Annotated in this window: 26 protein-coding genes; 5 read left to right on the top strand and 21 right to left on the bottom strand. The window is 72.9% G+C overall.

All coding sequences use genetic code 11. The features are described 5' to 3' along the window. Positions 1-2: 2 nt before the first annotated feature. From MKW14_RS06200 to MKW14_RS06280, 17 genes are all read right to left on the bottom strand, one after another. Complete coding sequence (locus tag MKW14_RS06200; protein ID WP_240859535.1) at positions 3-1,055, bottom strand: MBL fold metallo-hydrolase; 1,053 nt, start codon at positions 1,053-1,055, stop codon at positions 3-5. Beyond that, positions 1,052-2,584: a class I adenylate-forming enzyme family protein gene (locus tag MKW14_RS06205; protein ID WP_240859537.1), complete on the bottom strand. Its 1,533-nt coding sequence runs from the start codon at positions 2,582-2,584 to the stop codon at positions 1,052-1,054. The genes MKW14_RS06200 and MKW14_RS06205 overlap by 4 nt, the downstream gene beginning before the upstream one ends. Before the next feature lie 82 nt (positions 2,585-2,666). Further along, positions 2,667-2,987, bottom strand: a complete 321-nt coding sequence (locus tag MKW14_RS06210) for an EthD family reductase (protein WP_240859539.1) — start codon at positions 2,985-2,987, stop codon at positions 2,667-2,669. Between the two features lie 9 nt (positions 2,988-2,996). Further along, positions 2,997-3,377, bottom strand: a complete 381-nt coding sequence (locus MKW14_RS06215; protein WP_240859542.1) for a hypothetical protein — start codon at positions 3,375-3,377, stop codon at positions 2,997-2,999. Further along, positions 3,374-3,724 carry a nuclear transport factor 2 family protein gene (locus MKW14_RS06220; protein WP_240859543.1) on the bottom strand — a complete coding sequence of 117 codons (351 nt, stop codon included), beginning with the start codon at positions 3,722-3,724 and terminating at the stop codon, positions 3,374-3,376. The genes MKW14_RS06215 and MKW14_RS06220 overlap by 4 nt, the downstream gene beginning before the upstream one ends. A gap of 139 nt (positions 3,725-3,863) precedes the next feature. Continuing rightward, on the bottom strand, positions 3,864-4,490 hold the full coding sequence (locus MKW14_RS06225) for a TetR/AcrR family transcriptional regulator (protein WP_240859544.1): 627 nt from the start codon (positions 4,488-4,490) through the stop codon (positions 3,864-3,866). 271 nt (positions 4,491-4,761) lie between these two features. Further along, on the bottom strand, positions 4,762-5,583 hold the full coding sequence (locus MKW14_RS06230; protein ID WP_240859546.1) for an enoyl-CoA hydratase-related protein: 822 nt from the start codon (positions 5,581-5,583) through the stop codon (positions 4,762-4,764). Then, the gene (locus MKW14_RS06235) at positions 5,580-6,347 is read right to left on the bottom strand and encodes an SDR family NAD(P)-dependent oxidoreductase (protein WP_240859548.1); all 768 of its coding nucleotides are present in this window, start codon (positions 6,345-6,347) and stop codon (positions 5,580-5,582) included. Before MKW14_RS06235 ends, MKW14_RS06230 begins: the two co-directional genes overlap by 4 nt. Next, positions 6,344-7,120 carry an SDR family oxidoreductase gene (locus MKW14_RS06240; protein WP_240859550.1) on the bottom strand — a complete coding sequence of 259 codons (777 nt, stop codon included), beginning with the start codon at positions 7,118-7,120 and terminating at the stop codon, positions 6,344-6,346. Before MKW14_RS06240 ends, MKW14_RS06235 begins: the two co-directional genes overlap by 4 nt. Next, positions 7,117-8,331, bottom strand: a complete 1,215-nt coding sequence (locus tag MKW14_RS06245) for an acyl-CoA dehydrogenase family protein (protein ID WP_240859552.1) — start codon at positions 8,329-8,331, stop codon at positions 7,117-7,119. Before MKW14_RS06245 ends, MKW14_RS06240 begins: the two co-directional genes overlap by 4 nt. Positions 8,332-8,343: 12 nt before the next feature. Then, positions 8,344-9,315, bottom strand: coding sequence for a phosphotransferase family protein (locus tag MKW14_RS06250; RefSeq protein WP_240859554.1), 972 nt, complete (start codon positions 9,313-9,315; stop codon positions 8,344-8,346). Beyond that, complete coding sequence (locus MKW14_RS06255; protein ID WP_240859556.1) at positions 9,312-10,523, bottom strand: acyl-CoA dehydrogenase family protein; 1,212 nt, start codon at positions 10,521-10,523, stop codon at positions 9,312-9,314. Before MKW14_RS06255 ends, MKW14_RS06250 begins: the two co-directional genes overlap by 4 nt. A gap of 10 nt (positions 10,524-10,533) precedes the next feature. Then, on the bottom strand, positions 10,534-11,682 hold the full coding sequence (locus tag MKW14_RS06260) for a thiolase family protein (protein ID WP_240859557.1): 1,149 nt from the start codon (positions 11,680-11,682) through the stop codon (positions 10,534-10,536). After that, the gene (locus MKW14_RS06265; protein WP_240859559.1) at positions 11,679-12,050 is read right to left on the bottom strand and encodes a Zn-ribbon domain-containing OB-fold protein; all 372 of its coding nucleotides are present in this window, start codon (positions 12,048-12,050) and stop codon (positions 11,679-11,681) included. Before MKW14_RS06265 ends, MKW14_RS06260 begins: the two co-directional genes overlap by 4 nt. After that, the gene (locus tag MKW14_RS06270) at positions 12,035-12,823 is read right to left on the bottom strand and encodes an enoyl-CoA hydratase/isomerase family protein (RefSeq protein ID WP_240859561.1); all 789 of its coding nucleotides are present in this window, start codon (positions 12,821-12,823) and stop codon (positions 12,035-12,037) included. The genes MKW14_RS06265 and MKW14_RS06270 overlap by 16 nt, the downstream gene beginning before the upstream one ends. Positions 12,824-12,915: 92 nt before the next feature. Then, a complete protein-coding gene (locus MKW14_RS06275; RefSeq protein ID WP_240859563.1) occupies positions 12,916-14,052 on the bottom strand; it encodes an acyl-CoA dehydrogenase family protein in 1,137 nt (378 codons plus the stop codon). 118 nt (positions 14,053-14,170) lie between these two features. Further along, a complete protein-coding gene (locus MKW14_RS06280) occupies positions 14,171-14,965 on the bottom strand; it encodes an SDR family NAD(P)-dependent oxidoreductase (protein ID WP_240859565.1) in 795 nt (264 codons plus the stop codon). A 61-nt stretch (positions 14,966-15,026) separates the two neighbouring features. On the opposite strand from MKW14_RS06280, the gene MKW14_RS06285 reads away from it, so the two are divergent. From MKW14_RS06285 to MKW14_RS06305, 5 genes are all read left to right on the top strand, one after another. Continuing rightward, on the top strand, positions 15,027-16,094 hold the full coding sequence (locus MKW14_RS06285) for an NAD(P)-dependent alcohol dehydrogenase (protein ID WP_240859567.1): 1,068 nt from the start codon (positions 15,027-15,029) through the stop codon (positions 16,092-16,094). Positions 16,095-16,248: 154 nt separating this feature from the next. Beyond that, entirely contained in the window at positions 16,249-17,592 is a 1,344-nt protein-coding gene (locus MKW14_RS06290; RefSeq protein ID WP_308314582.1) for an FAD-dependent oxidoreductase, read from the top strand. 163 nt (positions 17,593-17,755) lie between these two features. Beyond that, positions 17,756-18,625, top strand: a complete 870-nt coding sequence (locus tag MKW14_RS06295; protein ID WP_240859569.1) for a branched-chain amino acid ABC transporter permease — start codon at positions 17,756-17,758, stop codon at positions 18,623-18,625. A gap of 12 nt (positions 18,626-18,637) precedes the next feature. Continuing rightward, positions 18,638-21,160 carry an ATP-binding cassette domain-containing protein gene (locus MKW14_RS06300; protein ID WP_240859571.1) on the top strand — a complete coding sequence of 841 codons (2,523 nt, stop codon included), beginning with the start codon at positions 18,638-18,640 and terminating at the stop codon, positions 21,158-21,160. A gap of 24 nt (positions 21,161-21,184) precedes the next feature. Beyond that, positions 21,185-22,393, top strand: coding sequence for an ABC transporter substrate-binding protein (locus MKW14_RS06305; protein ID WP_240859573.1), 1,209 nt, complete (start codon positions 21,185-21,187; stop codon positions 22,391-22,393). A 196-nt stretch (positions 22,394-22,589) separates the two neighbouring features. Here MKW14_RS06305 and MKW14_RS41500 read toward each other — a convergent pair whose 3' ends face one another. From MKW14_RS41500 to MKW14_RS06320, 4 genes are all read right to left on the bottom strand, one after another. Further along, positions 22,590-22,877 carry a DUF5134 domain-containing protein gene (locus MKW14_RS41500; protein ID WP_374116541.1) on the bottom strand — a complete coding sequence of 96 codons (288 nt, stop codon included), beginning with the start codon at positions 22,875-22,877 and terminating at the stop codon, positions 22,590-22,592. Between the two features lie 307 nt (positions 22,878-23,184). After that, a complete protein-coding gene (locus MKW14_RS06310) occupies positions 23,185-23,781 on the bottom strand; it encodes a copper resistance CopC family protein (protein ID WP_240859575.1) in 597 nt (198 codons plus the stop codon). After that, a complete protein-coding gene (locus MKW14_RS06315) occupies positions 23,760-24,410 on the bottom strand; it encodes a superoxide dismutase family protein (RefSeq protein ID WP_240859577.1) in 651 nt (216 codons plus the stop codon). The genes MKW14_RS06310 and MKW14_RS06315 overlap by 22 nt, the downstream gene beginning before the upstream one ends. Positions 24,411-24,561: 151 nt before the next feature. Next, positions 24,562-25,338 carry a hypothetical protein gene (locus MKW14_RS06320; protein ID WP_240859579.1) on the bottom strand — a complete coding sequence of 259 codons (777 nt, stop codon included), beginning with the start codon at positions 25,336-25,338 and terminating at the stop codon, positions 24,562-24,564. Positions 25,339-25,418: the final 80 nt, after the last annotated feature.

Genomic DNA, 25,418 nt, shown 5'->3' on the forward strand with positions numbered 1-25,418 from the left:
CGTCAACCACCCACGGGCGTATACCGGTTGACCTCGTCGATCCGCCTGCGGTCGGCGCTTCCCCGGGCCACCAGCACGTCCAGGTGCGCCGCCGTCTCGTTGACGGCGAGCATCTGGTCGAAGGCGCCGAGCTTCGAGAAGGGGACCCTTCTGCGGGTCCATCCCAGCTCCCCCGCCACCTCGTACGCGGTCCGGGTACGCCCGTCGAGGGCGGCCAGCGTCTCGGCGAGACGGTCGTCGTGGTGGGCCAGGAGTTCCCCGACCCGCGTGTGCACGCTGTCGCCGACCGGGCCGTGCGCGGGCAGCAGCCGGGCGTCGGCGAGTGTGGTCATCAGCCGCAGTGAGTCGAGGTAGTCCCCCAACGGCAGTTCGGGGCCGCCGAGTTCGAAGCCGATGGAGGGGGTGATGTGAGGCAGGACGTGGTCGCCGGAGAACAGCAGTCCGCGCGCCTGGTCGAGGTAGACGACGTGTCCCTGGGTGTGGCCGGGTGTCGGAATGACCGTCAGGCCCACGTCACCGAAGGCGAGTTGCTCCGCCTGGAGCCAGCGGTCGGGGGCCTCCCAGACGGTGGCGTCGAAGTCGCCGTCGTACATCGCGGCGACCTGTTCGGCGAGTTCGTGGGCGCCGGCCTGCCGCAGGGTGGCCAGCGAGCCGACCGGCTCGTCGGTCCGCAGTTCGCCCAGCAGCTCAAGACCCCGCCGCTCGCCCGCGCCGAGGTAGACCCGGGAGCCCAGGAGCCTGCGCAGTTCGACGGCCTGGGTGTAGTGGTCGCGGTGGATGTGGGTGACCAGGACATGGCCGATCTCGCCGAGGTCGTGGCCGAGTTCGCCCAGCGCGTCCTCAAGTGCCTTACGGGACTCGGGGATCGACCACCCTCCGTCGACCAGGACCAGCCCCTCCGTCAGCCCTTCCAGCGCGTAGACGTTGACGGCGCGCAGTCCGTCGTCCGGCAGCGGGAGCGGAATGCGGTGGACGCCGGGTCCCACGGTCTCGGGTCCGGCCTGCGCCCAACGGCCGCGGTCGAAACGGGGCGTGTGGGTCGTGGGGGTGGTCATGCATCTCCTAGGCGGTGCTGTTCGGCGTGGGGGGCGACCTTCGCGTGCAGGTCGTGGACGAGCGCGCGGGCCCCGGAGCGGTCGAGTTTGCCGACGGTGGTCTGCGGCAGCTCGTGGACGGTGAAGAGGAACTCGGGCCACTTGGCCTTGGACAGGCCGGTGCGGGCGAGGTGTGCGGTGATCTCGTCGAGGCCGAGTTCGCCGTGTCCGTCCTCCACCACCACCAGCACGGCGGCGCGTTCACCGAGGAGCGGGTCGGGCACGGGGGCCACGCAGGCGCGCGCCACCGCCGGGTGGGCGGCGACGGCGCGCTCGATCTCGGTGATGTCGAGGTTGCGTCCGCCGCGGATGATGACGTCCTTCTCCCGGCCCATGACGGTGACCGTGCCGTCCTCGGCGGTCATCAGCAGGTCGCCGGTGGGGAAGAAGCCGTCCGGGGTGAGGGCCGGCGGTTCGACCTTGCCGTCGCGGGCGTAGCCGAGGAAGAGGGAAGGGCCGCGCACCTGGGCGCGACCGGTCGTGCCGGGCCCCAGAACGGTGCCGTCGGGGGCCACCGCCCGGAGATCGGTGCCGGGGAAGGGCCGTCCGTCGCGGCCGAGGCGGACCTCCTCGGGGTCGTCGGGCCGGGGCGAGGTGTGGCCGAGACACTCCGACATGCCGAAGACGCGCAGGATCGTCGTCCCCAGGGAGCGTTCGGCACGGGCGAGGGCCCCGCGGTCCATGGGGCCCCCACCGACGGTGATCGAACGGACCCCGTTTAGGACCTTCGAACCGGCGGCCGCGGACCCCATCTGGAAGGCCATGGTCGGCACGCACATCGTCCACCGGACGTCATGGGCGGCCATCCGCGCGAGCGCCTCCTCGCGGTCCCACCGCCCGGACAGCACGAGCGGCCCGCCCAGCATCAGTGCGAGACAGACCCCGAAGCAGTAGGCGGCGGTGGAGGAGAGCGGGACGACGGCGGCCACCGCGTCCCCCTCACTCAGACCGTTGACCTCGGCGGTGCACGAGCACGCGTAGCGCAGGGCGCTCTCCGACTGGACGACGCCCTTGGGGCGGCCGGTGGAGCCGGAGGTCAGCCCGATGACGGCACCGCCGGACCACCGGGAGACATCGCGCGGGCCGCGCCCGGCCAGGACGGTCCAGCCGTCGAGGGCCTGCGTCGCCGACACGTCCGGCAGCGCTCCCGTGGCACCCCAGTCCTCGATCGCGGACGGTTCGGCGATCAGGACGTCCGGCCGGATGTCCTCCAGGGCGGCGGTGAACTCGGCGCGGGTGGTGTGCCGGTTGACCAGGGCCAGGACCCCGCCGGTCAGTCCGACGGCGAGCGTCGCGGCGACCGTGCGCCACGAGTTGTCGGCCTGGAGCAGCACCGTGCCGCCCGGGGTGCCGGCCGGGGTCATCGCCTCGGCCAGCTCGGTCGCCCGCCGCAGCAGATCGCGCGCGCCGTGATGTCCGTGGTCGTCGACGACGGCCGTGAAGTCGGCCTGTTCGGACCGTTGCTGGAACTCCCGCACTGTCTGTCGCATCCGCTTCCTCGCCTCGTCGCGAAGGGCCCACCGCGTGTAGGAGGGTGGGCGGGGTCGGCCCGGGGACGCGCCCCGGGCATGCTCAGCCGCCGTACATCTCCATCTCGCCGCCCATGACGGCGATCCGGCGTCCGCGCATGTCGCCGACCTGGGCGACGGCCGCCGCCCACTCGGGGCTGCGGAGTGCCGTGCGCAGGTCCTCGGGGGTGTCGAAACTCAGGATGGACACCCCGTCCCAGCCCTCAGAGCGCGGTTCCAGGGCGGCGTCGAGGTCGGTGTGCCGCCAGGACCTGAGGCCGGGCAGCCGCCGGGTGAGTTCGGCGTGATCGCCGCGCCACCAGGCGATGAACCGCTCATGGGTCCACTCGGGCGGCCGGGCGGCCAGCAGGACCAGGTTGTACATCGCGCCTCCTCAGGTGAACAGGACCGCGGGCGAGCGCCCGATCAGCAGCCGCCGTACCCTGCCCGCGTCGTCCAGCCGGGCCGAGGCCACGAAGGTCGCCTCCGGTGCGCCGGACCTGCGTACCTCGCCGAGATACAGCTCGTCCCGGCCGACCGTGGACGCGGTGAGCAGGTGGTGGGTGCGCACGCCCACCTCGCGCTGGGCGAGGTAGCCCTCCATCTCGGCCCGTCCGCCGTGGAAGTCGGTGCCGGCGTCGCCCCCGGTGGAAAAGAGGATCGAGAAGGAGAAGTCCTCGCTGATCAGGTCCAGGATGCGGTAGGCGTCGTCGCTGTCGAGGATCCCGAACCAGGTGGTCAGGAACGGGGCGGCGGAGGTGGCCGGCGCGCTCACGGCCGGTCCACGAGGTCGAAGTCGGGGGTGAAGAACGACTGGTAGCGGGCCATCAGCCCGGCGGGCGAGATCAGCGCGGCGGAGAGGAAGGCCCCGGTCGTCACGCCCTGGTCGACGACGAAGCCGTACGCCGTCTCGACGTCCCCGTCGACCGCGTACCGGACGATCTCGTGCCGGCGGTCCACCGCGTGGCGGCCGGCGATGTATGCGGAGAAGTCGTCGCGGGACGTGCCGGTGTGTTGGCCGGCGGGGAGGGAGATGAGGAACCGGAAGTCCGGTTCCAGGAGTTCGAGGGCCTTGTCCGGGTCCTGGCCGTCCATCCGGGCCATGTATTCGCGAATCACCACTGCCGATCGCTCTCCCTCAGTTCCAGAAACAACCTGAGTTCAGTTCAGTTTGACTGTAAGGCCCCCGCCCCGCCGCCGACAAGGGGCGGGGCGGGGGCGTATTCCGCGGGGCCGGGGGCGTATTCCGCGGGGCCGAGGCCTATTCCGCGACCATCCGCACCACACAGCCCTCGATCATCTCGCTGATCTCCGACAGGGGGATCGCCCCGCTCGGGCGGTACCAGCGCCAGACGCTGACGATCATGCCCAGGACGGCGAGGCCGAGGGTGTGCGCGTCGCGGACCGGGTAGGCGCCCTTGGACATGCCGCGCATCAGCAGGTTCGTCCAGTCACGCTCGACCATCTGCACCAGCTGGCGGGCGGCGACGCGTTCGGTCTCCTCGCGCTTGGACTTCCGCGGGGTGGCGAGCAGCGACATGTTGGCCTGCAGGATGCGCATCTGGCGGATCTCCTGCTCGGTGACGGCGAAGGCGGCGCGCACGGCGGCGCGCAGTTCCTCCACCGGTTCCGTCTCGTCCTTCGTGGCCTCGACGAACTGGTCGTGGGAGCGCTGGAGTTCCAGGCGCATGATGGTGAGCAGGCAGTGGGCCTTGGACTCGAAGTAGTGGTAGAGGGCGGTCTGCCCGATGCCGACCCGGTCGGCCACCTCCGACCACTTGGTGTTCTCGTAGCCGTCCTCCCCGAACCGCTCCACGGCGGCCACGAGAATCGCGCCGCGCTTCGACCTGGGCCCCTGCTCCGGATCCACGATCCGCGCCCTCGCCATCGTCTCTCCTTCTCCTCCACGGACGGTTCCGATCACCGCCCGGTCGTCCGAGAGTAGACCCAAGTTCAAGTCGGTCCCGAATCGGGGACGCGGGCGCTGGACGTGGGGCGCCCGGGCCGGCCCTCGGGGGACCGGTGGCGGGCGCTATGGCTGGGGCGCGGGTCGTCTCACCCGTCGGCTGAATGCGGACGCGAGCGCGGGCTGGGGCAGCGCCGAGGTCGCGAGCGGGTCGGGACGCGGGCTCGCGTGGCGGAGCCGTCACCGAAGCGGGTCAGGACGACGCCGCCGGGGAAGGGGCTTCGGCCCCGCCCCCGTCGAGCCGCCGGAAGTCCGGTCGGCGGCCCGCGAGGAACGCTGTCACGCCCTCCCTGCCCTCCGCCGACGCCGCCGCGGCCGTGAGGTGGCGGGACTCCTCGTCGAGGTGGTCCGCGAGGCCGGCCGAGAGGGCCCGGGTGACCAGGCGGCGGGTCACGCCGTACGCCGACGTGGCTCCACGGGCCAGTGCCCGGGCCGTCCCCACGGCCTCCTCGGTCAGCCGCTCCGGGGCGACGACCCGGCCCACCAGCCCCAGCCGCAGCGCCTCCTCGGCCGTCACGCGCCGGTTCGTCAGCAGCAGGTCCAGCGCCCGCCGGGGTCCGACCAGCCGGGGCAGGGCCCAGCTGACCCCGGCGTCCGGCGTGTACCCGATCGCGGTGTAGGCGGCCGTGAAGCCCGCGTCGGTCGACGCGAGGCTGACGTCCGCCGCCGCCAGCAGACCCAGCCCCGCCCCGGCGACGGCCCCCTGCGCGGCGACCACCAGCGGAGCGTCCAGGCCGGCGAGGATCCGCAGTGCCCCGTGGAGCGCGTCGGTGACCTCGGTGAGGTGGTCCGCCAGACGCTCCCCCGACAGCTCGGCGAACTCCTTCAGGTCGCCGCCGACGCAGAAGGACCGCCCCCGCCCGGTGAGCAGCACCGCCCGGACCCGCGCCTTCTCGCACTCCCGCGCGGCGTCCAGCAGCGCCCGCGCCGTCGCCAGGTCGATCGCGTTGCCCGCTCCCCGGCACATCTCGACCCGTGCCAGCCCGTCGTCGTCGACCTCGGCCGTGACCCTCATCGCGCCGTCCACCCGCCGTCCACGGTGAGCACGTGCCCGGTGCAGTACGAGGACGCGTCCGAGGCCAGATAGAGCAGCGCCCCGTCCAACTCCCCCCGCTCGCCGCCGCGTCCGAGCATCGTGCCCCGTTCGACCCAGCGCCGTGAGCGTTCGTCGGAGAACAGCTCGTCCGTCATCTCCGAGCGGAACCAGCCGGGTGCGAGCGCGTTGACCCGCACCCCCGACCTCCCCCACTGACCCGCCAGCTCCCGGGTCAGCCCGACGAGCCCGGCCTTGGACGCCGCGTAGGCCGCGCCTCCCAGCGGCGCGCCGGAGACAAGACCCAGGACGGAGGACACGTTCACGACCGAGCGAGTACGGCCGCCGTCCGGAACCGGCGCCTCGGCCAGCAGCCGCGCGAGGTGGAAGGGAGCCACCAGGTTCACGTCCAGCACCCCCGCGAAGTCCTCCGCGCTCTCGTCCTCCGCGCGTACGGCGCCCGGCGCCCCCGCGTTGTTGACCAGGACGTCGATCCGGCCGGTCTCGTCCAGCGCGGTCCCCATCAGCCGGACGCGGTCCTCCTCGCGCGAGACGTCGCAGACGACGGGGTGAACGCGCGGGTCGTCGGCGGCGAGTTCCTTGAGCTTGTGCGGTCGCCGGGCGGCGGCGAACACACTGGCGCCGGCCGACGCGAGGACCGTGGCGAACCGGGCCCCGAGCCCCGAGGAGGCCCCGGTGACCACGGCCGTGCGCCCCCGCAGCGAGAACAGCTCGGCGGCCGTCACGCGTCCACCCCGATCGGCAGCACGGTGGCCCCGCCGTCCAGGACCAGTGTCTGGCCCGTCATCCAGGCCGAGGCCTCGGACGCCAGGAAGACGGCGGCGTGCGCCACGTCCTCCACCGTCCCGAGCCTGCGCAGCGGCAGCCTCGCGGTCAGGACGGGCTCGCGCGGCTCCCACACGGCGCGGGCCAGCTCCGTCTTGATCAGCCCGGGCGCGATGGCGTTCACGCGTGCCATCGGCCCGAGCTCGTAGGCGAGTTGCCGGGTCATGTGGAGCATGGCGGCCTTGGTGGCGTTGTACCAGCCGATGTGCGGGTCGACGACGATCCCGCCGACGGAGGCGATGTTGACCACCGCTCCCCCGTGCTCGCTCATCCACGCCCGCCACGCGTACCGGGTCCAGGCGAGCATGCCGTACTGGTTGACCCGTACGGTCTTCTCCGCGCGCGGCAGGTCGAGGCCGAGGAGGTCGCCCATGTAGGGGTTGGTGGCCGCGTTGTTGACGAGGATGTCGAGTCGGCCGAGGCGGGACATGGTCTCCTCGACGCACGCCTCGGCGTCCTCGGGCTCGCCGACGTTGGCGACCACCTCGTGGATCTCGCCGTCCCCCTTGATCCGCAGTAGTTCCTCGCGTGCGGCGGCCAGGCCGTCCGCCTTCCGGGAGGCGATGACCACATGGGCGCCCGCCTCCCGGTACGCCTTGGCGATTCCGAGGCCGATGCCCCGGGAACCGCCGGTGACGACGGCGACCCGGCCGTCCAGTTGTCGTCCGTTCACGCCGACTCCTCGGGGTACTTGGCCAGTTCACGCCGTGCCACCGTCCGCAGATGCACCTCGTCCGGTCCGTCCGCGATCCGCAGCGCCCGGGTGATGGCGTACAGCCGGGCCAGGACGGTGTCGTCGCTGACCCCCGCGGCCCCGTGCGCCTGGACCGCGCGGTCGACCACCCGGTGCGCGACCTCCAGCGCGGCCACCTTGATCGCGGCGACTTCCGTCCGGGCGGCCGCGTTGCCCGAGGTGTCCATCAGCCAGGCCGATTTGAGGACCAGCAGCCGCAGTTGCTCGATCTCGATGCGGCTGCGGGCGATCCACTCCCGTACGACGCCCTGTTCGGCGAGCCTGCCGCCGAAGGCGGTGCGGGTCAGGGTCCGGCGGCACATCAACTCCAGTGCGCGCTCGGCGAATCCGACCGCCCGCATGGCGTAGTGCATCCGTCCCGGGCCCAACCGCCCCTGCGCCAGGGCGAATCCCTCGCCCTCACCGCCGAGGAGCGCCGAGACCGGCACCCGTACGTCCTCGAAGAGCACGTCTCCGTGGCCGCAGCGGTCGGTGTAGCCGAACATGGGGAGATCGCGCAGCACGGTGATGCCCGGGGTGTCGCGCGGGATGAGCAGCATGCTCTGCTGCCGGTACGTCGGCGCGTCGGGATCGGTGACGCCCATGAGGATGATCAGCCGGCAGTCGGGATCGAGGATTCCGGACGTGTACCACTTGTGCCCGTTGACGACGTACTCGTCGCCGTCCCGGGTGATCCGGGTGCGGATGTTGCGGGCGTCGGAGCTGGCCACCTCGGGCTCCGTCATGGCGAAGCACGAGCGGATCTCGGCGGAGAGCAGCGGCCGCAGCCAGCGGTCCTGCTGCTCGGGTGTGCCGAAGAGGGCGAGCAGTTCCATGTTCCCGGTGTCGGGTGCCGAGCAGTTGAACACCTCGGGCCCGATCACCGACCGTCCGGCGAGTTCGGCGAGCGGCGCGTACTCCAGGTTGGTGAGGCCCGCGCCCCAGTTCCCGTGCGCGAGGAAGAGGTTCCACAGTCCTTCAGCCCGGGCCTTCTCCTTCAACTCCCGCATCACTGGTGGCAGTTCATGCGGGTCATCGGCCTCGGCGAGCTGCCGGTCGTGGACCGGCTCGGCGGGCAGGACGTACTCCTCCATGAACGCGGCCATGCGCGAACGGAGTTCGTCGGCCCGCGGGGAGAGTGCGAAATCCATGGTGGCGCTCCTTCAGGGCCGTCGGGCGAGGATGCCGTGGGCCGAGCGGATCATCGCCGCGATGGTCGGCGGCAGCCGCTCCTGGTCGGGGTCGAGGTGGGTGCCCTCGCGGTGCCGGCGCAGGTTGTGGCCCATGATCGCGGCCATCTTGGTGCGGGCCAGGGCGCGGAACCAGTCGAGGGCGGGAGGTTCGGGGCGGCCGTCGAGGTAGGCGTCGAGCAGTTCCCCTTCGGTGGGCAGTCCGGGGACGGCGCGGCCGAGCCGGGGGAAGTTGCGATGGTCGGCGAAGAGGAGGAACCAGGCGAGGTCGATGCGTGGATCGCCGAGTCCCCAGATCTCCCAGTCGACGACGGCGGCCGGCCGCGCGCCCCGGCACAGGACGTTGCCCAGGCGGAAGTCGCCGTGGGTGAGCACCGGGGGAACACCGCCCGGGACGCGGGAGCCCAGAGCCGCCAGCACGTCCTCGGCGCCGGAGCGGAGTTCGGCCGGCACCGCGCGCATGGTGCGGCTCCATCTGTCCAACTCACCCGCCGCGGCCAGCGCTTCGGCGGTCTCCGGTGCCTTCGTGTCGTGCAGATCGCGGAGCACGCGGGCCGCGGCCAGCATCCGCGTGCGGCACAGTCCCGGATCGAGGCGGTGTTCGTCGAGGACCGGCTCGATCGCCTCGCCGTCCACGAACTCCATGGCGAACCAGGCGGGTTCGGCCTCGTCGGCGGCAACGATCTCCGGCACGGGGACGGACGATCCGGCAAGAGCCCGCAGGATCCGGGCCTGGCGCAGCACGTCATTGCGGCCGACGGGGTGCCGGCCCGGTGGCACCGCCTTGATGACGTACGACACCGGGCCCGCCGCGATGCGGTAGGTGAGACCGGAGTGGCCGCCCGGCAGGGTGCGGAGTTCGCCGAGGGGCGTGTCGGGGTGCCGGGGAGCCAGTCGGCCCCGGACCCGGCCGGCGAGTTCGCTCACTTCGGTCGTGGTGCTCAACGCCCTGCTCCCTTCGGCTCCTTGGGCAGTCTGAGGACGCGTTCGGCGAGGATGTTGCGCTGGATCTCGTCGCTGCCGCCGGCGATGCGGTAGCCGGGTGCGCCGAGCAGGTGCTCGGTCCAGGCGAACGTGCCCCACTCCCCCGTGTCGGCGGCCAGCCGCGGCCCGAGGAGTTGCTGGACGAGGTCGGTGGTGGCGCGCATCGTCGCGGTGGCGTGGAGCTTGCCGACCGAGGCCTCGGCGCCGGGTGCGCGGCCGGCCGCCAGCGCCGAGGTGACCCGTACGGCGATGAGCCGCTGGACCAGGGCGCGGACGAACAGGTCGGCCGCCTGCTGCCGTTCGCCGTCGTTCAGCGGTCGGGGCAGGTGCCGGGCGAGGTCGAGGGCGCGGTCGGCGTTGTCCAGGCCGAGTCCGCCGGAGTCGAGGCGTTCGGCGGCGAGCACGGTGAGGGCGACCCGCCAGCCCTCGCCGACGGGTCCGAGCCGGTCGGTGTCGGGGACGAACACGTCGTCCAGATAGACCTCGTTGAAGCTGGAGCCGCCGGTCATCTGCCGGATGGGCCGTACGGTGACGCCCGGCGCGTCCATCCGGACCAGGAAGACCGTGATGCCCGTGTGCTTGGGCACCTCGGGGTCGGTCCGGCAGACGGCCACGCCCCAGGTGGCGACCCGGGCTCCGGAGGTCCAGATCTTGTGACCGTTCAGCCGCCAGCCGTCGTCCTCCCGTACGGCCCGGGTGCGGACGGCGGCGAGGTCGGAACCCGCCTCGGTCTCCGAGAAGAGCTGGCAGGCGAGTTCGTCGGTGCGGAGCAGGGGGCGCAGCAGGCGCCGTTTCTGCTCCGGGGTGCCCCAGATGCGGAGGGCGGGGGCGACGAGTTGCTGGGTGACCGGGAAGATCTCGGTGCGCCGCGGCACGTCGAACGCCGATTCCTCGGCCCGGTACAACTGCTCGTAGTGCGCGGGGAGTTCGCGTCCTCCGTACTCCGCCGGCCAGGAGAGCGCGCCCCAGCCCTGGTCGTGTCGGGTGCGCTCCCAGGCCCGGGTCCGCTCGGTGTGGGCGCGTTCCTCGTCCTCGGTCCAGTTCTCGAAGACGGCCACCGAGTCGTCGCCCCGGCCCCACTCCTGGTGGGTGGCGCGCGCCGGCGCCACGGTCCTCAGCCAGCTGCGGGCCTGCGCCCGGAACTCGTCCGGGCCGGGTATGCCGTCCATGGTCCTCCTCTCAACGGGTCAGCACGGTGCAGGCGCTGACGCCGGGCGCCCCGTACACATGGGTGAAGCCGGTGCGCGGATCGCCGGGCACCTGTCGTTCGCCGGCCCGTCCGCGCAGCTGCTGCACGATCTCGTGGACCTGGCGCAGTCCGGAGGCGCCGATGGGCTCGCCGTTGGCGATGCATCCGCCGTCGGTGTTGACCGGCAGCGAGCCGCCGATCCCGGTCGCCCCGAACGGGATGAGGGACTCCTGTTCGCCGTCCTCGCAGAACCCGCACTCGGCCAGGTGCATCACCTCGGCGCCGCTCTCGGTGTCCTGCAGCTGGCACACGTCGATGTCCCGCGGCCCGAGCCCCGCCTGCTCGAAGGCGCTTCGGGCGGCGTCCGCGCTGACGCTCGTGGGGGTCCCTGGGGGCGCCCAGGGGCTGAACACCTCGAAGGAGCCGAACCGGCGGGTGCGCACGACCGCCGCCCGCAGGGTGACGGCCCTCGCCTTGATCTCGCGGGCCACGGACGGGCTGCACAGGACCAGGGCGACCGCGCCCTGGCCGGGTGAGCAGAACATGTAGCGGGTCAGCGGATCGTTGACCATCCCGGACGCCAGGATCTCGTCCGCGTCGAGCGGCTTGCGGCGCCAGGCGTGGGGGTTGAGCACCCCGTTCGCGTACGCCTTCTCGGCGACCAGTGCCAGGGTGCGGGCGCTGATGCCGTGGTCGTGCATGTACCGCTGGATCTTCATGGCGAAGAACTGGGTGGTCACCATCAGCCCGTCGCGGCCGTAGGCCTCGTCGAGTCCCCAGTCGGCGGGCCGTGGGTCGAAGGCGCCGCGCGGGTGCTTGTCGAAGCCGACGGCGAGCGCCACGTCCGCCGCGCCGGAGCGGATGGCGTGGGCGGCCGAGACCAGCGCGCTGCCGCCGGTGGCGCAGCCGTTGCGCACGTTGGTGAACGGCACTCCGGTCAGGCCCAGTTCGGCGACCAGCGTGTCGGCGTTGCCGGCCGCGTCGCTGCCGCCGTACGCGGCCCGCACCCGCGACCACGGCAGTCCGGCGTCGGCGAGAGCGGCCCGCACGGCCTGCACGGCCAGCTGCCGGCCGCTCGCCTCCGTACGGGCGAACGAGGTGATCCCGGCACCGCAGACCAGCACGTCCTCGCCGCTCATACGGCGGCTCCCGCTGCCCTGGGTACGCCGTCGCCGGCCGTCAGCGTCACCGGCATGCCGATCTCCGCGTCCTCGGGCCGGATGTCGAGCCTGGCCAACACCCGTACACCTTCCGGCAGTTCGACGTATCCGACGGTGAACGGCGCGAAGCCGGCGGCGGGTGGGACGTAGGGCGGCGACTTGGGCGCGTAGCGCTGCACGGTCCAGGTCCACAGGGTGCCGGTGCCGGAGAGCTCGACCGGCTCGGCCGGTCCGCCGCAGCGCGGACAGGCGGGGTCGGCGGGGTGGACGGCCACCGCGCAGTCGGCGCACCGGGAGCCCCGCAGCCGGGCCCCGGTCTCCGGCACGTCGCTCAGCGGCCCTTCCACTGCGGCTCCCGCTTCTCCAGGAACGCCGACACGCCCTCGGCGGCGTCCTCGGAGTTGAGCATCACGCCGACCGCGAGGTGCTCCATGACCATCAGTGACTGGATGTCGGCGTCGAGGCTGCGGTCGATGGTCATCTTGGTGATCCACATGGTGAACGGGCTCTTGTCGACGAGCTGGTCGGCGAACTCCTCGACGGTGGCGTCGAGTTTGTCGGCGGGGGCCGAGGCGTTGATGAGGTCGAACTCGGCCGCCTCGACGCCGGTGAGCAGCTTGCCGGTGAGCATGAGCTCCTTGGTCTTGCGCACGCCGATCATGCGCGGCACCCGGTAGATCGGGCCGGCGCCGCCGAACAGCGCGCGCCGGATGTGGAAGTCGCCGATCAGGGCGTCGTCCGCGGCGATCGCGAAGTCGCAGGAGATCATCAGCTCGAAGCCGCCCGCGGTGACGTGGCCCTCCAGGACGGCGATCGACGGGGTCTTCATCGAGTAGAGCCGGTCGCAGACCTTCGCCGACAGCACGGCGACGTCGATGGCGTTGGACCGGCCGACGAAGTCGGCCTTGAGGCTGTCCAGGTCGAACCCGGAGCAGAAGGTGTTGCCGCGGCCGCGCAGGATCAGCACGCGCAGCTCCGGGTCCGCGTCGACCTCGGTGATGATCTCGTCCAGCCGCTCGAGAATCGGCACGGTCACGCAGTTCTTCTTGTGCGGGCGGTTCAGCCAGACCCGCGCCACGTGCCCGTCGCGCTCGAACTGGATCTCGTCCTCGACTGCCATGAGTTCCTCCAAACTGAACTGAATTGAGTTCGATTCTGTGGGCAGTGGACGCCCCTGTCAATGGACCGGCCGCCGCCGGTCCGCCCGAGAAGTCAGCCGATGCGGCCGGTGAGCCCCAGCAGTCCGGCCAGGCGCAGACGGTGGTCGTCGCCGGTGCCGAACAGCGCCTCGTCGGCCCGGGCCCGGCGCAGATACAGGTGGGCCGGGTGCTCCCAGGTGAAGCCGATGCCGCCGTGCAGCTGCACGTACTCCGCGGTGGCCAGCCGGTAGGCGGCGGTGCAGGCCACCGCGGCCGCGCTCGCCGCCACCGGCAGCTCGTCCGTCCGCCGTCCGGCGAGACAGGCGCTCGCGTACGCCGCCGCCGACCGCGCGCCCTCGACCTCGACCAGCAGGTCGGCGAGCCGGTGCTTGACCGCCTGGAACGACCCGATGGGGCGCCCGAACTGGGTCCTCTGCCCCACATGCGCGAGTACGGCGTCCAGGGCGTGCGCGCTCCCGCCGACGTGCTCGGCGGCCAGCGCCGCCCGTGCCGCGTCGAGGACCCCGGCGACCGTGTCCGGCGCCCGTTGGGGCTCACCGACCGGCTCGGCCGGTGCTCCCCGGAAGCGGACGAGCGCCTGCCGGCGGGTCGGGTCGAGGACGCGACGGGCCGTGCGCTCGCAGGTCGCGGGGTCGGGTTCGCAGGCGAACAACCGCTCCCCGTCCGGCGCCCGGGCCACGACCAGCAGCAGATCCGCGCCCGCCCCGTCGGGCACGAAATCGGCCCCGCCGCGCAACACCCAGCCACCGGCGCCCCGTTCGGCCGTGACACCGCCCGGCTGCGGGAATCCGGCGACCGTGGCGGTGAGCGTGCCGTCGGCGATGCCCGGCAGCCAGCGTGCGCAGGCCCGCCGGTCACCGCTGTCCAGCAAGGTGTGCCCCGCGAGGACGACGGTGCTCAGCAGCGGCGCCGGGCACAGCACACGCCCGGTCTCCTCCATCGCCACGGCGAGTTCGGCGAACGTGCCGCCCGCGCCCCCGTACTCCTCGGGGACGGCGAGCCCATGGACGCCGATCTCGCCGGCGAGCCGGTGCCACAGCACCTCGTCGTGGCCCCGCGGGCTGCCGGCCTGCTTGCGGACCTCCTCCGGTCCGCAGGTCTGCGCGAGGAATTCCCGCAGGACGGAGCGCAGTTGGCGCTGCTCCTCGGTCTCCCGCAGCAGCGCGGGGTCGGCGTCGAGCCGGAACATGCGTACCTCCCTCGGCCGCGCCCGCCCCAGGGGGCGCGGGTCGGTGACATCGTGCGGCTGCGCGGGACGGGCGCCGCCGTCCGCCGGGACCGGGCGGTCGCCCACGACGGTTCGGCGCTCACACCGTGAACCGTCCGCCGTTGGCCAGCAGCACCGCGCCCACGAGGTTCGCCGCCTCCTCGCTCGCCAGGAACAGGGCGACGTCGGCGATCTCCTCCGGTGTGGCGTACGGCCGTACCCGACCGTCCGCGAAGCCCTGCCGCAGCGCCGCGGGCGTTCGCGCCGCCATGCCGGTCTCGGTCGGCCCGGGCGCCACCGTGTTGACGCGGACGCCGAACGCGATGGCCTCCTTGGCGACGGACTGGCTCAGCGCGTGGGCCCCGGCCTTCGAGGCCGCGTAGTGCGGGTAGCCGACCAGGGTGTCGAAGGCCGAGGAGGAGCCGACGGTGACAACGGCTCCCGACCGGCGCGGTGCCATGACCCGCACGGCCGCCCGCAGCACATGGAAGGTGCCGTCGAGGTTGACGCGCATGACGCGGCGCCACGCTTCGTCGCCGAGCCGCGCCGTCACCTCCGGCGGCCGGTCCGCGAGCAGCGCCTCGGCGATCCACTCCTTGGCGGCGGGGTCGTCGACGCCGGCCGCGTGCACGACGACGTCGAGCCGCCCGTGCCGTCGTACCAACTCGTCGAACGCCTCGTCGACCTGGGCCGGTTGGGCCACGTCGACGGTCAGGGGGTGCGCCCGCGGCAGCTCCTTGGCGACCGCCTGGGCCGCCCGGCCGTCGATGTCCGCCACCAGAACCCGGGCACCCTGTGCGGCGAGTCGCCGGGCGGCCGCCGCGCCGATGCCGGATCCCGCGCCGGTGACGAGCGCGACCCGCCCGTCGAAGCGCCCCGCGCGCTCACCCTCCACGTACGGTCACCACCCCACGGTCGGCTACTGAACTGACTTCATTTTTGTTAATGTCCCGGGTATGTCAACAGGCAGGACGAGAGCGGTCCGGCTGACCCGCTGGGGCGGTCCGCCGGAACTCACCGAGGTGCCCCGGCCGCGCCCGACGGGCGAAGAGGTCCTCATCGAGGTGGAGGCGGCGGGCCTGTGCCGTTCGGACCTCCATGTCATCGACGCGTCCCCGGGCGCCCTTCCGTACCGGCTCCCGTTCACCCTCGGGCACGAGACCGCGGGCCGTGTGGTCGAGCGCGGCCCGCTGGCCACGGGCCCGGCGATCGGCGAGCGCGTGGTCGTGTACGGCCCCTGGGGCTGCGGGAGTTGCGCGCGCTGTGCGGCGGGAGCCGACAACTACTGCGACCGGCGGGCGGCGCTGGACGCGGAGCGCGTGGGGACCGGGGCGGGGCTCGGGCGGGACGGCGGGATGGCCGATCTGCTGCTCGTGCCGTCCGGGCGGCTGGTGGTGCCGGTGGGCGACCTGCCGGCCGTACAGGCGGCGCCCCTGTCGGACGCCGGACTCACGGCGTATCACGCCCTGGCAGCGGTACGGGGCGCCCTGGACGAGGGCGCCGGCGTGGTCGTCATCGGCGTCGGCGGTCTGGGGCATCTGGCCGTTCAGCTGCTGCGGGCCACGACGACCGCGCGGGTGCTGGCCGTGGACGTGCGTGAGGCGGCGCTCGCGCTGGCCGACGAGTGCGGCGCGCACTTCGGCACCCTCCTGCGGCCCGACACGGCGGCGACCCTGAGCAGCCGGACGGGCGGCGCGGGCGCGGCGGCCGTGCTCGACTTCGTCGGCAGCCGGTCCAGTCTGGCGCTGGCGGTGGAGGTGCTGCGGCCGGGCGGGGAACTGGCCGTGGTGGGCAGCGGCGGCGGAGAACTGACGGTCCGCAAACCGGGGACGCTGCCTCCGGGAACGCGGATCTCACTGCCCTTCTGGGGAACCCTGCCCGAACTGCGGACGGTGGTCTCCCTGGCCCGCGACGGCGTCCTGCGCGTGGGGGCCGAGCAGTTCCCGCTGTCGGAGGCACCGCACGCAATCGCGAGGCTCCGGTCCGGTGAGGTGCGGGGGCGCGCGGTCCTGGTTCCCGACTGACGTGCCGCTTGCCGTGCGGGAGGCCGGTACGTCAGTCAGTCACGCGGGGACACCTCGCGCCACCCACCCTCTCGACTCCAGAAGTGAGTTCAATTAGCGTCTTGTCCCGCTCGGCGACACGAAGGCGGTGGGACCCGCTATGGATGCGGAGACAGTGGATCTTCTGGTGATAGGCGGCGGCATGGCCGGTCTCTCGGCCGCCGCGAGAGTGGCCGCCGAGGGCGGCACGGTGGTCCTGGTGGAGAAGGCGGAACGCACCGGCGGCTCCGCGCGCTTCGCCGGTTTCGTCTGGACGACCCCGACGGTCGAGGAGATGCGCCGGGTCAACCCGGACGGCGACCCGGAGCTGGCCACCGCCCTGGTGGACGGGTTCGCCGACGGGGTGGCCTGGATCCGGTCGCTCGGTGTGGAGTGCCGGCCGCCGGTGCCCGTGCTCGGCTTCGGCCGGGGGCACCAGGTCGACACCAACCACTACCTCGACACGTGCGAACGGCTGATCCGCGACCGGGGCCAGGAGGTGCTGACCGACACCTGGACCCGCGCCCTCGTGACGGACGACGGCGTGGTCAAGGGCGCGGAGTGCGTCCTGCCGGACGGATCGGTGCGCCGGATCGAGGCCACCTGGACGCTCCTGGCCACCGGCGGATTCCAGGGCGATCCGAGCCTGCGCGCCGAACACGTCCACCCCCGGGCAGCGGACATGGGGCTGCGGGCCAACCCGCACAGCCGGGGCGACGGCCTCACGCTCGGCCGCTCGGCCGGCGCCGCGTTCGGGAAGAAGGACGCGGGCTTCTACGGCCACCTGATGCCGGCGGGCGTCTCCCTGGCCGACCCCGCGCGCTTCGTCGACCTGGCGCTGTACTACAGCGAGCACGCCCTGCTCTTCGACACGACCGGCGAGCGCTTCGTCGACGAGACGGTCGGGGACCACCTGACGGCGATGGCGCTGCTGGAACGGCCCGAGGCCCGGGGCCTGCTGGTCGCCGACGCGCGCGTGCACCGCGAGTGGATCAGCGCCTCCTACGTCGAGGGCATCCCCGGCCTGGACAAGTTCCAGCTGTGCCACCGCGCCGGCGCCCGCAGCGCGGTGGCCGACAGCCTGGAGGACTTCGCCTCGATGCCCGAGGAGTGGGGCTATCCCGGCGCGACGATCCGCGACCGGGTGGAGGAGTTCAACGCGGCCGCGCGGGCGAACGCCGCGACCGCACCCGGCCGGCTGCTGGACCGGCGGCCGCTGGACGAACCGCCCTTCTACGTCGTCGAGGCGGCCCCGGCGATCACGTTCACCTTCGGCGGCCTGCTGATCGACACGGAGGCACGCGTGCGGTCCGCGGACACGGACGGGGCCGGTCCGATCCCGGGGCTGCTGGCGGCGGGTGCCGACGCGGGCGGCCTGTACCGGCGCGCTTACGCGGGCGGCCTCGCCCCGGCGCTGGTCTTCGGTCTGGCGGCGGCGCGGACCGCGCTCGCCGGGCCGCCCGCGACCGCCGCGCGCTGAGCCCCTGCGGGCCGCCCCGCACAAATCCCGTGCACGAGGCTTGCCCGCCCCGCACCGGAGTGCCTAGCTTACTGAATTGAGTTCACTTTAACTTCGCGGTTCGTGAGGTGATCATGCCGCTTGCACGTGTGGCGCGAACGCGCCCTTCCTCGGGGGAGGGACTGTGAGTCAGTTCCTGCTTGTCCTGGTCAGCGGTCTGGCCAGCGGAGCCGTCTACGGCCTCATGGGCCTGGGACTGGTCATCATCTACCGGGCCACGGACGTCGTGAACTTCGCGATGGCGTCGCTCGCGACACTGGGCCTGTACGTGGCGGTCTCGCTCCACGACCACGGTGTGGCCACGGTGCTCGGCATTCTCGCCGCCGTCGCCATCACCGTCGCGGCGGGCCTGCTCGTCCGGGAGACGGTGATCCGGCCGCTGGGGCAGGGCCAGTTGTTCTCCGCGCTCGTGGTCACGATGGGCGTGTCCCTGATCGCCGAGAGCACCGCCGGATCGATCTGGGGCGACCAGCCCAAGTCCTTCCCCAGCCTGGTCGACGGGACGGTGCGCTGGTCCGGCGCCGCGCTGCCGGTGCAGAGTCTGGTCACGATCGGCGTCGCCGCCGTGGCGATGACCCTGGTGGGCTATCTGTTCGCCCGCACCACGCTCGGCTCGGCCATGCGCGCCGTCGCCGAGTCCGCCGACACCGCCCGCGTGGTCGGGCTGAGCGCCCAGCGGCTGGCGCGGATCTCCTGGGCGCTCGGCCTGGGGCTGGCCGCGCTCGCCGCCTGCCTGTACGCGCCGCGCGCGGGTCTGGTGCCCACCGCGCTGGTCGCCCCGCTGTTCCGGGCCTTCGCCGGGATCTTCCTGGGCGGTCTGACCAGCATGTACGGGGCGGTCCTGGGCGGGCTGACCATCGGCGTCCTGGACAACCTGGCGGCCAACTACGTCTCCGCCAGCTTCCGGGACACGTTCGTGTTCACGTTCACCGTGCTGGTCCTGCTGATCCGTCCGCAGGGCATGTTCGGCACCCGCACCTTCCAACGGGTCTGAGGGGTCGCATCCATGGTCTTCAACCGTTCCCTCCTGGCCAAGGCCGCCCTGGGTCCGGCCGCCGGCGCGGTGCTGATGGCGTTCATGGCCTCCGGCGCGATCCCCGCGTACCAGATGTACTCCGTCGGGCTCGCGGCCGTGTACACCGTCGTCGTGCTCTCGGTCGGCCTGCTCGCCGGCTGGTCCGGCATCTGGTCGGTGGGCCACCCCGCGTTCTTCGCCATCGGCGCGTACGTCGCGGCGTACGGAAGTGGCCACGACTGGCCCCTGGAAGCGGTGGTGCTCGGTGCCGTCGCCATCGGCGCCGTCCTGGGCGCCTTCCTCGGGTACGCGGGCGCCCGCTTCTCGGTGCTCTACATCGCCCTGCTGACCCTCGCCTTCACCATGGTCACCCTCGAACTGGTCAACCGCTGGAGCAGCGTGACCGGCGGCGACCAGGGAGTGCCGGTCGTCCAGCTGCGCAGCGCGCTCGGCCTCGGCACGGTCCTGGGCGGCGGTGCCGAGGCCCAGTACCTGGCGGTCGGGGCGGCCGCGGTGGTGCTCGCGCTGGCGGTGCCGGCCGCCGCCTCGGGGCTGCGGATGCGGCTCGTGGCCGCCAAGTCGCACCCCCTGGCCGCCCGTACGATCGGCATCGCCCCGGAGGCGCAGTCGTCGCTGTCCTTCGCCGTGAGCGCGGCCTGCACCTGCCTGGCGGGCGTGTTGCTCGGGCTGCTCACCGGCTTCGTCAGCCCCGACCCGTTCTCGCTGTCCTTCGGCATCTCGCTGATCGCGGCGTGCGTGCTCGGCGGGGTCGGCAGCATCCTCGGCGCCGTGGCCGGAGGCGTCTACCTGACGTGGAACCCCTCGCTGTCCTCCACAGTGGGCCTCCCCCAGCCGGTCGTGCAGGGCCTCGTCCTGATCTGCGTGCTCCTCTTCCTGCCCGGTGGCGTCGTGCCGTTCCTGGCCCGACCCGCGCGCGGTCTCGCGCGGCGTCTGCTGCGCCGAGCGGACACCCGACCCGCCCCGCCCGCCGAGGAGTCGACCGCCCCCGCCGCGCTCCGGCCGCCGACCGACGACTCCGTGCTGCTGCGCCTGGAGCACGTGTCGGTCTCCTACGGCGGACTCCAGGCCCTGGAGGACGCCTCGCTGACCCTGCGGCGAAACGAGATCCTGGCGGTCATCGGGCCCAACGGGGCGGGAAAGACGACCCTGTTGAACGCCCTGTCGGGACTCACCGGCAACGGCCGGGTGAGCGGAACCGCCGACTTCGCCGGCCGGCCCCTGTTGCGGACCAGGGCGACCGCGCGCCGGCGGCTGGGCATCGGCCGTACGTTCCAGCACGCGGAGGTCTTCTCCGAACTCACCGTCGCCGAGAACGTGTTGTGCACCCGTCGCCGGATCACCGGCCGGGACCGGGCCGAGGTCGCGCGACTGCTGCGCTCCGTCGGCCTCGCGGAGGTGGCCGACCGCCGCCCCGGGGAGCTGCCGTTCGGTCTGCAGAAACGCCTCGACCTCGCCCGCGCGATGGCCGAGAACCCGAAACTCCTGGTGCTGGACGAGCCGTTCGGCGGCCTCGACGCGAGTGAACGCGCCCTGCTCGCCGGGCACATCAGGCGGCTGCACGCCGGCGGCACCGCCGTGGTGGTCATCGACCACGTCCTCGACGACCTCTTCTCCGTCGCCCACCGGGTCCTCGCCTTCGACTTCGGCCGCACCATCGGCGAGGGAACCCCGGACACCGTGCTGCAGGACCCGAAGGTGCGCTCGTCGTACCTGGGAACGGTCGACGCCAGGACCCGGCCGCCCGAGCACACCGGCGAACGCGGCATGATCCGCCTGCACGGCATCGGCCACACCTACGGCGGCGTGGTCGCCCTGCGCGACGTCGACCTCGATGTCCGTCAGGGCGTCGTGTTCGGCGTCGCCGGAGCCAACGGCGCGGGCAAGAGCACCCTGGCCGGCATCCTGCACGGCTCCCTCACCGCCGCGCACGGCGTCAGGGAGACGGGCGCGGGCGTCCGCACCAGCCTGGCGCCCGAGGGGCGGGCCCTGTTCAAGACGCTGTCCCTGCGCGAGAACCTCGAAGTCGCCGCGTACGCGGGCGGCGTCACCGGCGCGCGGCTGCGCGAGCGGCTGGAGGAGACCGTCGAGTGGCTGCCGGTGCGGCTGCGCGACCGGATGTCCGCGCCGGCCGGCGGGCTGTCCGGCGGCGAGCAGCAGATGCTCGCCATCGCCCGCGCCCTGATCGTCGCGCCGGACGTCCTGATCGTCGACGAACCGGCGCTCGGGCTCGCCCCCGCCCTGGTCGACGAGGTCTACGACCGGCTCGCCGCGCTGGCCCGGGACGGCCTGACCGTCGTCCTGCTCGAGCAACTGCTCAGCCGGGCCATGTCCGTCTGTCACGAGGTGGCCGTGCTGCACGAGGGCGTCGTCGCCGCCCACGGCCGGCCGGGCGATCCCGCGTTCGCGGCACAGGCGGAGGCGGCGTACTTCGGCGGCGGCCCGGAGGCCGGCCCGAACGCGGCGGCCGCCGCCCGGGCCTCACGAGTGAACTGATTCCTGTAGCGAACGAGGTGGACCATGTTCCGGACCGTAAGAAAACTCCGCCGCGCCGCGGGAACGGCGGCCGTCCTGGCCGCGGTGGCGTTGACCGCCAACGCGTGCGCCGGCCAGGACTCCGCGGGAGCCGCCGCGAGTTCCTCCGAGATACACATCGGCGCGTGGCTGCCGCTGACCGGCTCCACCGCCGCGTACGGCGTGCCCGAGAAGGCGGGCGCCGACGCCTACTTCAAGATGCTCAACGCCCAGGGCGGCGTCAACGGACGCAAGATCCGGTGGACCGTCAAGGACAACGCGGCCGACCCGCAGCAGACCGTGCAGATCGCCCGTGAACTGATCGGCCAGGACAAGGTCGTGGCCATCGTCAACGCGAACGGCACCTCCCAGGCCGAGGCGGCCTTCCCGTTCGTCCTCAACCAGTCCAGGGTCCCGGTCCTGAACGAGGTGGGCGGCGCCGAGAACTGGTACAAGCCGCCGCGCCCCGGCCTGTTCGGCACACAGACCCTCTACGAGGACCAGGCCGCGGCGGTGGCCGCGTGGGCCGTGCAGGACGGCGCGAGGAAGATCCTCGTCGTGCACAGCGACCCGGCGGCGTTCGTGAACGTCGCCAAGCAGGTGGAGCCCGTCGCGAAGAAGGTGGATCCCTCGGTCGAGGTCGACCGGCTGCCGGTCAAGTACCAGACCACCGACTACACACCGGTGATCAGCAAGGTGAAGGCGGCGAAGCCCCAGGCGGTGATCCTGATCCTCACCTCGCCGGAGGCGGCCGCCTTCGTCAAGGAGGCCAAGCTGCAGGGACTTTCCCTGCCCACCTACGCCTACGCTCCCGTCGCCGCCGAGTCGACGATCTCGCTGGCCAAGAACGCCGCCGAGGGCCTCAAGGCCGTGCAGCTGGTGAAGGCGCCCTCGGACCCCGACCCGTCGGTCAAGGAGTTCCGTGCCGCGATGGCGAAGTACGAGCCCGGTCAGGACGCCGGGTTCCTCGCCCTGTGGGGCTGGAGCAACGCGAAGGTGTTCGCCCAGATCGCCAAGACCGTCAAGGGGCCGGTCACGTCCCAGGCCATCGTCGCCGCGTACCAGAAGGCGTCCTCGGTGGACCCCGGGGTGTCGCCGGTGATGAGGTTCGGCGCCGACGACCATCTCGGCACCCGCAGTGTGCAACGCGTGGTCGTCAAGAACGGCGTCTGGACCTCCGTCGGCTCCTTCTACACGCCTCCCGCCCGCGACTGAGCACGCCGGCCGCCTCGAACGCCGTGTCCCTGGCGGGGACACGGCGTTCCCTCGTGTCCGCCGTACGCCCACCGCATCAGTACCGCGGTACCGGCCCCCCACGCAGACGTCCGCGGGTCGGCGCACCCGGCCCCGCGGCTTCAAGGGCAGCGGCGGGAGCCCAGGGGCGGGCACGCGCCTGCGACCCGGTTCCTGTTCAGAGAGGCAGCACGAACATCGCCGCCGCCCCGAGAGCCATGCCCGCGTGGCAGGCTGGTGACAACGCGTCAGCTCGGACGTCCGTCACCGGTCCCCCTGCTTCCGCCGGCACGGCACGGGCGGCGTCGAAGGCGCGAGCCGGCCAGCGGAGAGCGAATGCCGGCAGGATGAGGGCGAGGATGCCGGCTGTCAGGTTTCGGCGGTGCCGTCGAGGCTCATGGCGGCCAGGCCGAGTCTCCCGAGATGTCCATTCCCGCCATGGGGTGCCCGGCTCCTCCGGCAGAATGACCGGCGGTCATGCCGCCGGAATCCTCGAGGAGCCTGGGTCGGGTACCTCGGGGGCGTCGGAGCTGACGGACATGGGCGGACCTCGCGCTGTCTCGGCGGCGCACAGGGCGCCGTCACCGTGCAGGACGGGACGCCGTCCGGCCGGTGTCCGGCGTCAAGTCGCCCCGCACCCGGTCGTTTTCGGCCGCTGCCTTGAAGCAGTCGGGCCGAGGGGCACCGGAGCCCCGAGGAGTTCGAGGTTTCCGGCGCCCCGGCTTCCCGGCGGTGCCCGCGGCCTGCCCCCAGTACGCGGGCGCCAGGGTCGTTCACCCGATCACGACGTCACCCCCTGCCGCGGCGGCAGAACCGCGCCGTCGCCTGCGTACGACGAACACTCCAACCACCGTGGTCAGCAACGCAGTTGCGGCCGACACACCGGCCACCATGGTCCCCCGGTGTTCGAGGAGGCCGATCGCCTGCTCCCTGGGCGGGCTCGGCAGTTGTCGGCCCCGGCACGCGGGAGGCACCGGCGCCGCTTTCGCGCTCTTCGTCACCTGGAACAGGAAGCGGTTGGTCTGCGCGTCGCCGTCGACGGCCCGCACCGTGTAGGTGATGGAGCCGACGCCGGCCGGCAGCCCGTGGACGGCCGCGCACACGGTGGAGCCCGGGACCACGACGGGTTCGCCGACGGGCAGCGGCTTGCCGTCCGGTCCGGCCACGGAGATCTTGGGCACGGCCCCCTTCAGCAGCGTGCCGAACGTCAGCGCGATGACGCGGGTGTCGGGCCCGACCTTGGCCCCGGGCGCCGGCGACGCCGTCTGGAGCGCTGTGTGGGCATAGGCCGACGTGCTGCCGGCGGACAGGAGGGCACACGCGGCCGCGCAGAGCACGGCCGGTGCCCTCAGAAGGCGAAGTCCGCGCATGCGATGCGGTTGTCGAGGGCGTCGCTGGGGTGGACCACGATGGCGACCGCGCCCTTGCCCGTCTTACGGGCGTTGTCCACCGTGGTCATCACGGTGCCCTTCTGGTCGGCCTCGAACATGAGGTGCACCTCGTTGGGCGGCTTGGCGGGGCCGCCCTCGACGAACTGGAAGTGCGCGCCGCCGTTGTCGGCCGAGCAGTGCTGGGCGTGCAGATGCGCCATGTAGGAGGCCCCCGGCTTCAGACCCGTCAGCTTGACGGTGACGGTCGTGCCCTTCGCCCCCTGCGCGAGCCAGGCCGTGCCCTTGACGTGGTCAAGGCCAGGCGGCCGTGTGTCCAGGAGCTTGAACGTGCCTTCCACCACTGCGGCATGGGGGATCTTGTAGGCGGGAGTGGCCGACGGGTCCCCCATCGCCATCCCTGACATGTTGTCCATGTTGTGGGCGGAGGCCGACGTTTTCGGCTTGGCGGCGGCGTGATCGGACGGCTCGCCTCCGCAGCCGGCGAGAAAGGCGGCCAGGGCGGTCACGAAAGCGGTGCCGACGGCGAGCCGGGGCGCCCGGCGCAGTGGATGGGGCGCCGACGGGGTGCCGGACGGGGACGGATGGGCGGCGGACGAGCGGTGGTACATGGAACTCCCGATCGATGGGCAGGCACGCGCCCCCGCAGGCAGGCGGGCAGGCACATGCCGGGCAAGGTGAACGGGCCGGGCGCGCAAGAGCGCACGCTGGACCCGCGAACGAAGCGGCCCGTCGCCCAACCCCCGGGAATCACACAGGACTTCAGAGGGGTGCGGCGGACAGCGGACCGGTCGTCGACGGACGGAGAACGGCCGAAGCGGCCCGTGGTGGCCCCCTGCGGATGACGGTGTGCCGCAACGCCGCAGAGGCGGCGAGAGGTGCCTGCGCGGTGACCGCGGCCGGGCGGGCGACGCGAGCACGCCGAACCGCTACCCGGCCCGCGAGCAGCCGGCGGACGCGGCGCAGGGGCGCCAGCAGCATGACGGCGAGGGCCCGGCCCAGCCGGTGGACCGCCGTCTCGCCACGCCACAGCCACAGCCCGCACACCACGGCGGCCAGCAGATGCGCCAGAAACATTCCGGCAGACCCCTGGTGCATCAGCACGGACCCCGCCGACAGGTCGGACGCGGCGCGAGCCGGGCCTACGGGCGCCATCGCCATGTCCGCGTGGCCCATGTGCATGACCATCCCGGAACCGGAGAGCGCCATCGCATGATCCATATCGGAGACCGACGCCCGCGCAGGCTCACCGGACGGCATCCGGACGAGCATGTGGGTCAGGTCGAACCACAGGTGCAGTAGCGCCTGTACGGCCGTGGTGGCCCCGACCACGGTGAGGACGCCGCGTTCACGGGCGGTCAGCCACCAGGCAGCCGTGGCCGTCCCGGTGTACGCCGCCCCCAGGGCCCACCAGGGCAGCAGGTCGCCGGACATCAGGGCGTGACCGAACGCCGTCGTCACTACGCAGACGGCGGCGAAGACGCCCGCCCGCAGCGGACGCAGGCCAACGCCCCGCGCTGCGGCCGATGTCGGGGACACTGTCAACTCCTGCTGCCAATGGGGCTGTTGTTTGATACGGACGGGAACATCGGGGCGTTCACACGCGCGACACGCGGAGG

Source organism: Streptomyces gilvus, assembly GCF_022513565.1.
Lineage (GTDB): Bacteria > Actinomycetota > Actinomycetes > Streptomycetales > Streptomycetaceae > Streptomyces > Streptomyces gilvus.

Excerpts from the sequence above, each read along its gene's own strand:
- MKW14_RS06285 (WP_240859567.1), top strand. The coding sequence starts at position 15,027 with ATGTCAACAGGCAGGACGAGAGCGGTCCGGCTGACCCGCTGGGGCGGT.
- MKW14_RS06245 (WP_240859552.1), bottom strand. The coding sequence starts at position 8,331 with ATGGATTTCGCACTCTCCCCGCGGGCCGACGAACTCCGTTCGCGCATG.
- MKW14_RS06255 (WP_240859556.1), bottom strand. The coding sequence starts at position 10,523 with ATGGACGGCATACCCGGCCCGGACGAGTTCCGGGCGCAGGCCCGCAGC.
- MKW14_RS06275 (WP_240859563.1), bottom strand. The coding sequence starts at position 14,052 with ATGTTCCGGCTCGACGCCGACCCCGCGCTGCTGCGGGAGACCGAGGAG.
- MKW14_RS06200 (WP_240859535.1), bottom strand. The coding sequence starts at position 1,055 with ATGACCACCCCCACGACCCACACGCCCCGTTTCGACCGCGGCCGTTGG.
- MKW14_RS06230 (WP_240859546.1), bottom strand. The coding sequence starts at position 5,583 with ATGAGGGTCACGGCCGAGGTCGACGACGACGGGCTGGCACGGGTCGAG.
- MKW14_RS06300 (WP_240859571.1), top strand. The coding sequence starts at position 18,638 with ATGGTCTTCAACCGTTCCCTCCTGGCCAAGGCCGCCCTGGGTCCGGCC.
- MKW14_RS06310 (WP_240859575.1), bottom strand. The coding sequence starts at position 23,781 with ATGCGCGGACTTCGCCTTCTGAGGGCACCGGCCGTGCTCTGCGCGGCC.
- MKW14_RS06225 (WP_240859544.1), bottom strand. The coding sequence starts at position 4,490 with ATGGCGAGGGCGCGGATCGTGGATCCGGAGCAGGGGCCCAGGTCGAAG.
- MKW14_RS06205 (WP_240859537.1), bottom strand. The coding sequence starts at position 2,584 with ATGCGACAGACAGTGCGGGAGTTCCAGCAACGGTCCGAACAGGCCGAC.
- MKW14_RS06270 (WP_240859561.1), bottom strand. The coding sequence starts at position 12,823 with ATGGCAGTCGAGGACGAGATCCAGTTCGAGCGCGACGGGCACGTGGCG.
- MKW14_RS06315 (WP_240859577.1), bottom strand. The coding sequence starts at position 24,410 with ATGTACCACCGCTCGTCCGCCGCCCATCCGTCCCCGTCCGGCACCCCG.
- MKW14_RS06305 (WP_240859573.1), top strand. The coding sequence starts at position 21,185 with ATGTTCCGGACCGTAAGAAAACTCCGCCGCGCCGCGGGAACGGCGGCC.
- MKW14_RS06210 (WP_240859539.1), bottom strand. The coding sequence starts at position 2,987 with ATGTACAACCTGGTCCTGCTGGCCGCCCGGCCGCCCGAGTGGACCCAT.
- MKW14_RS06260 (WP_240859557.1), bottom strand. The coding sequence starts at position 11,682 with ATGAGCGGCGAGGACGTGCTGGTCTGCGGTGCCGGGATCACCTCGTTC.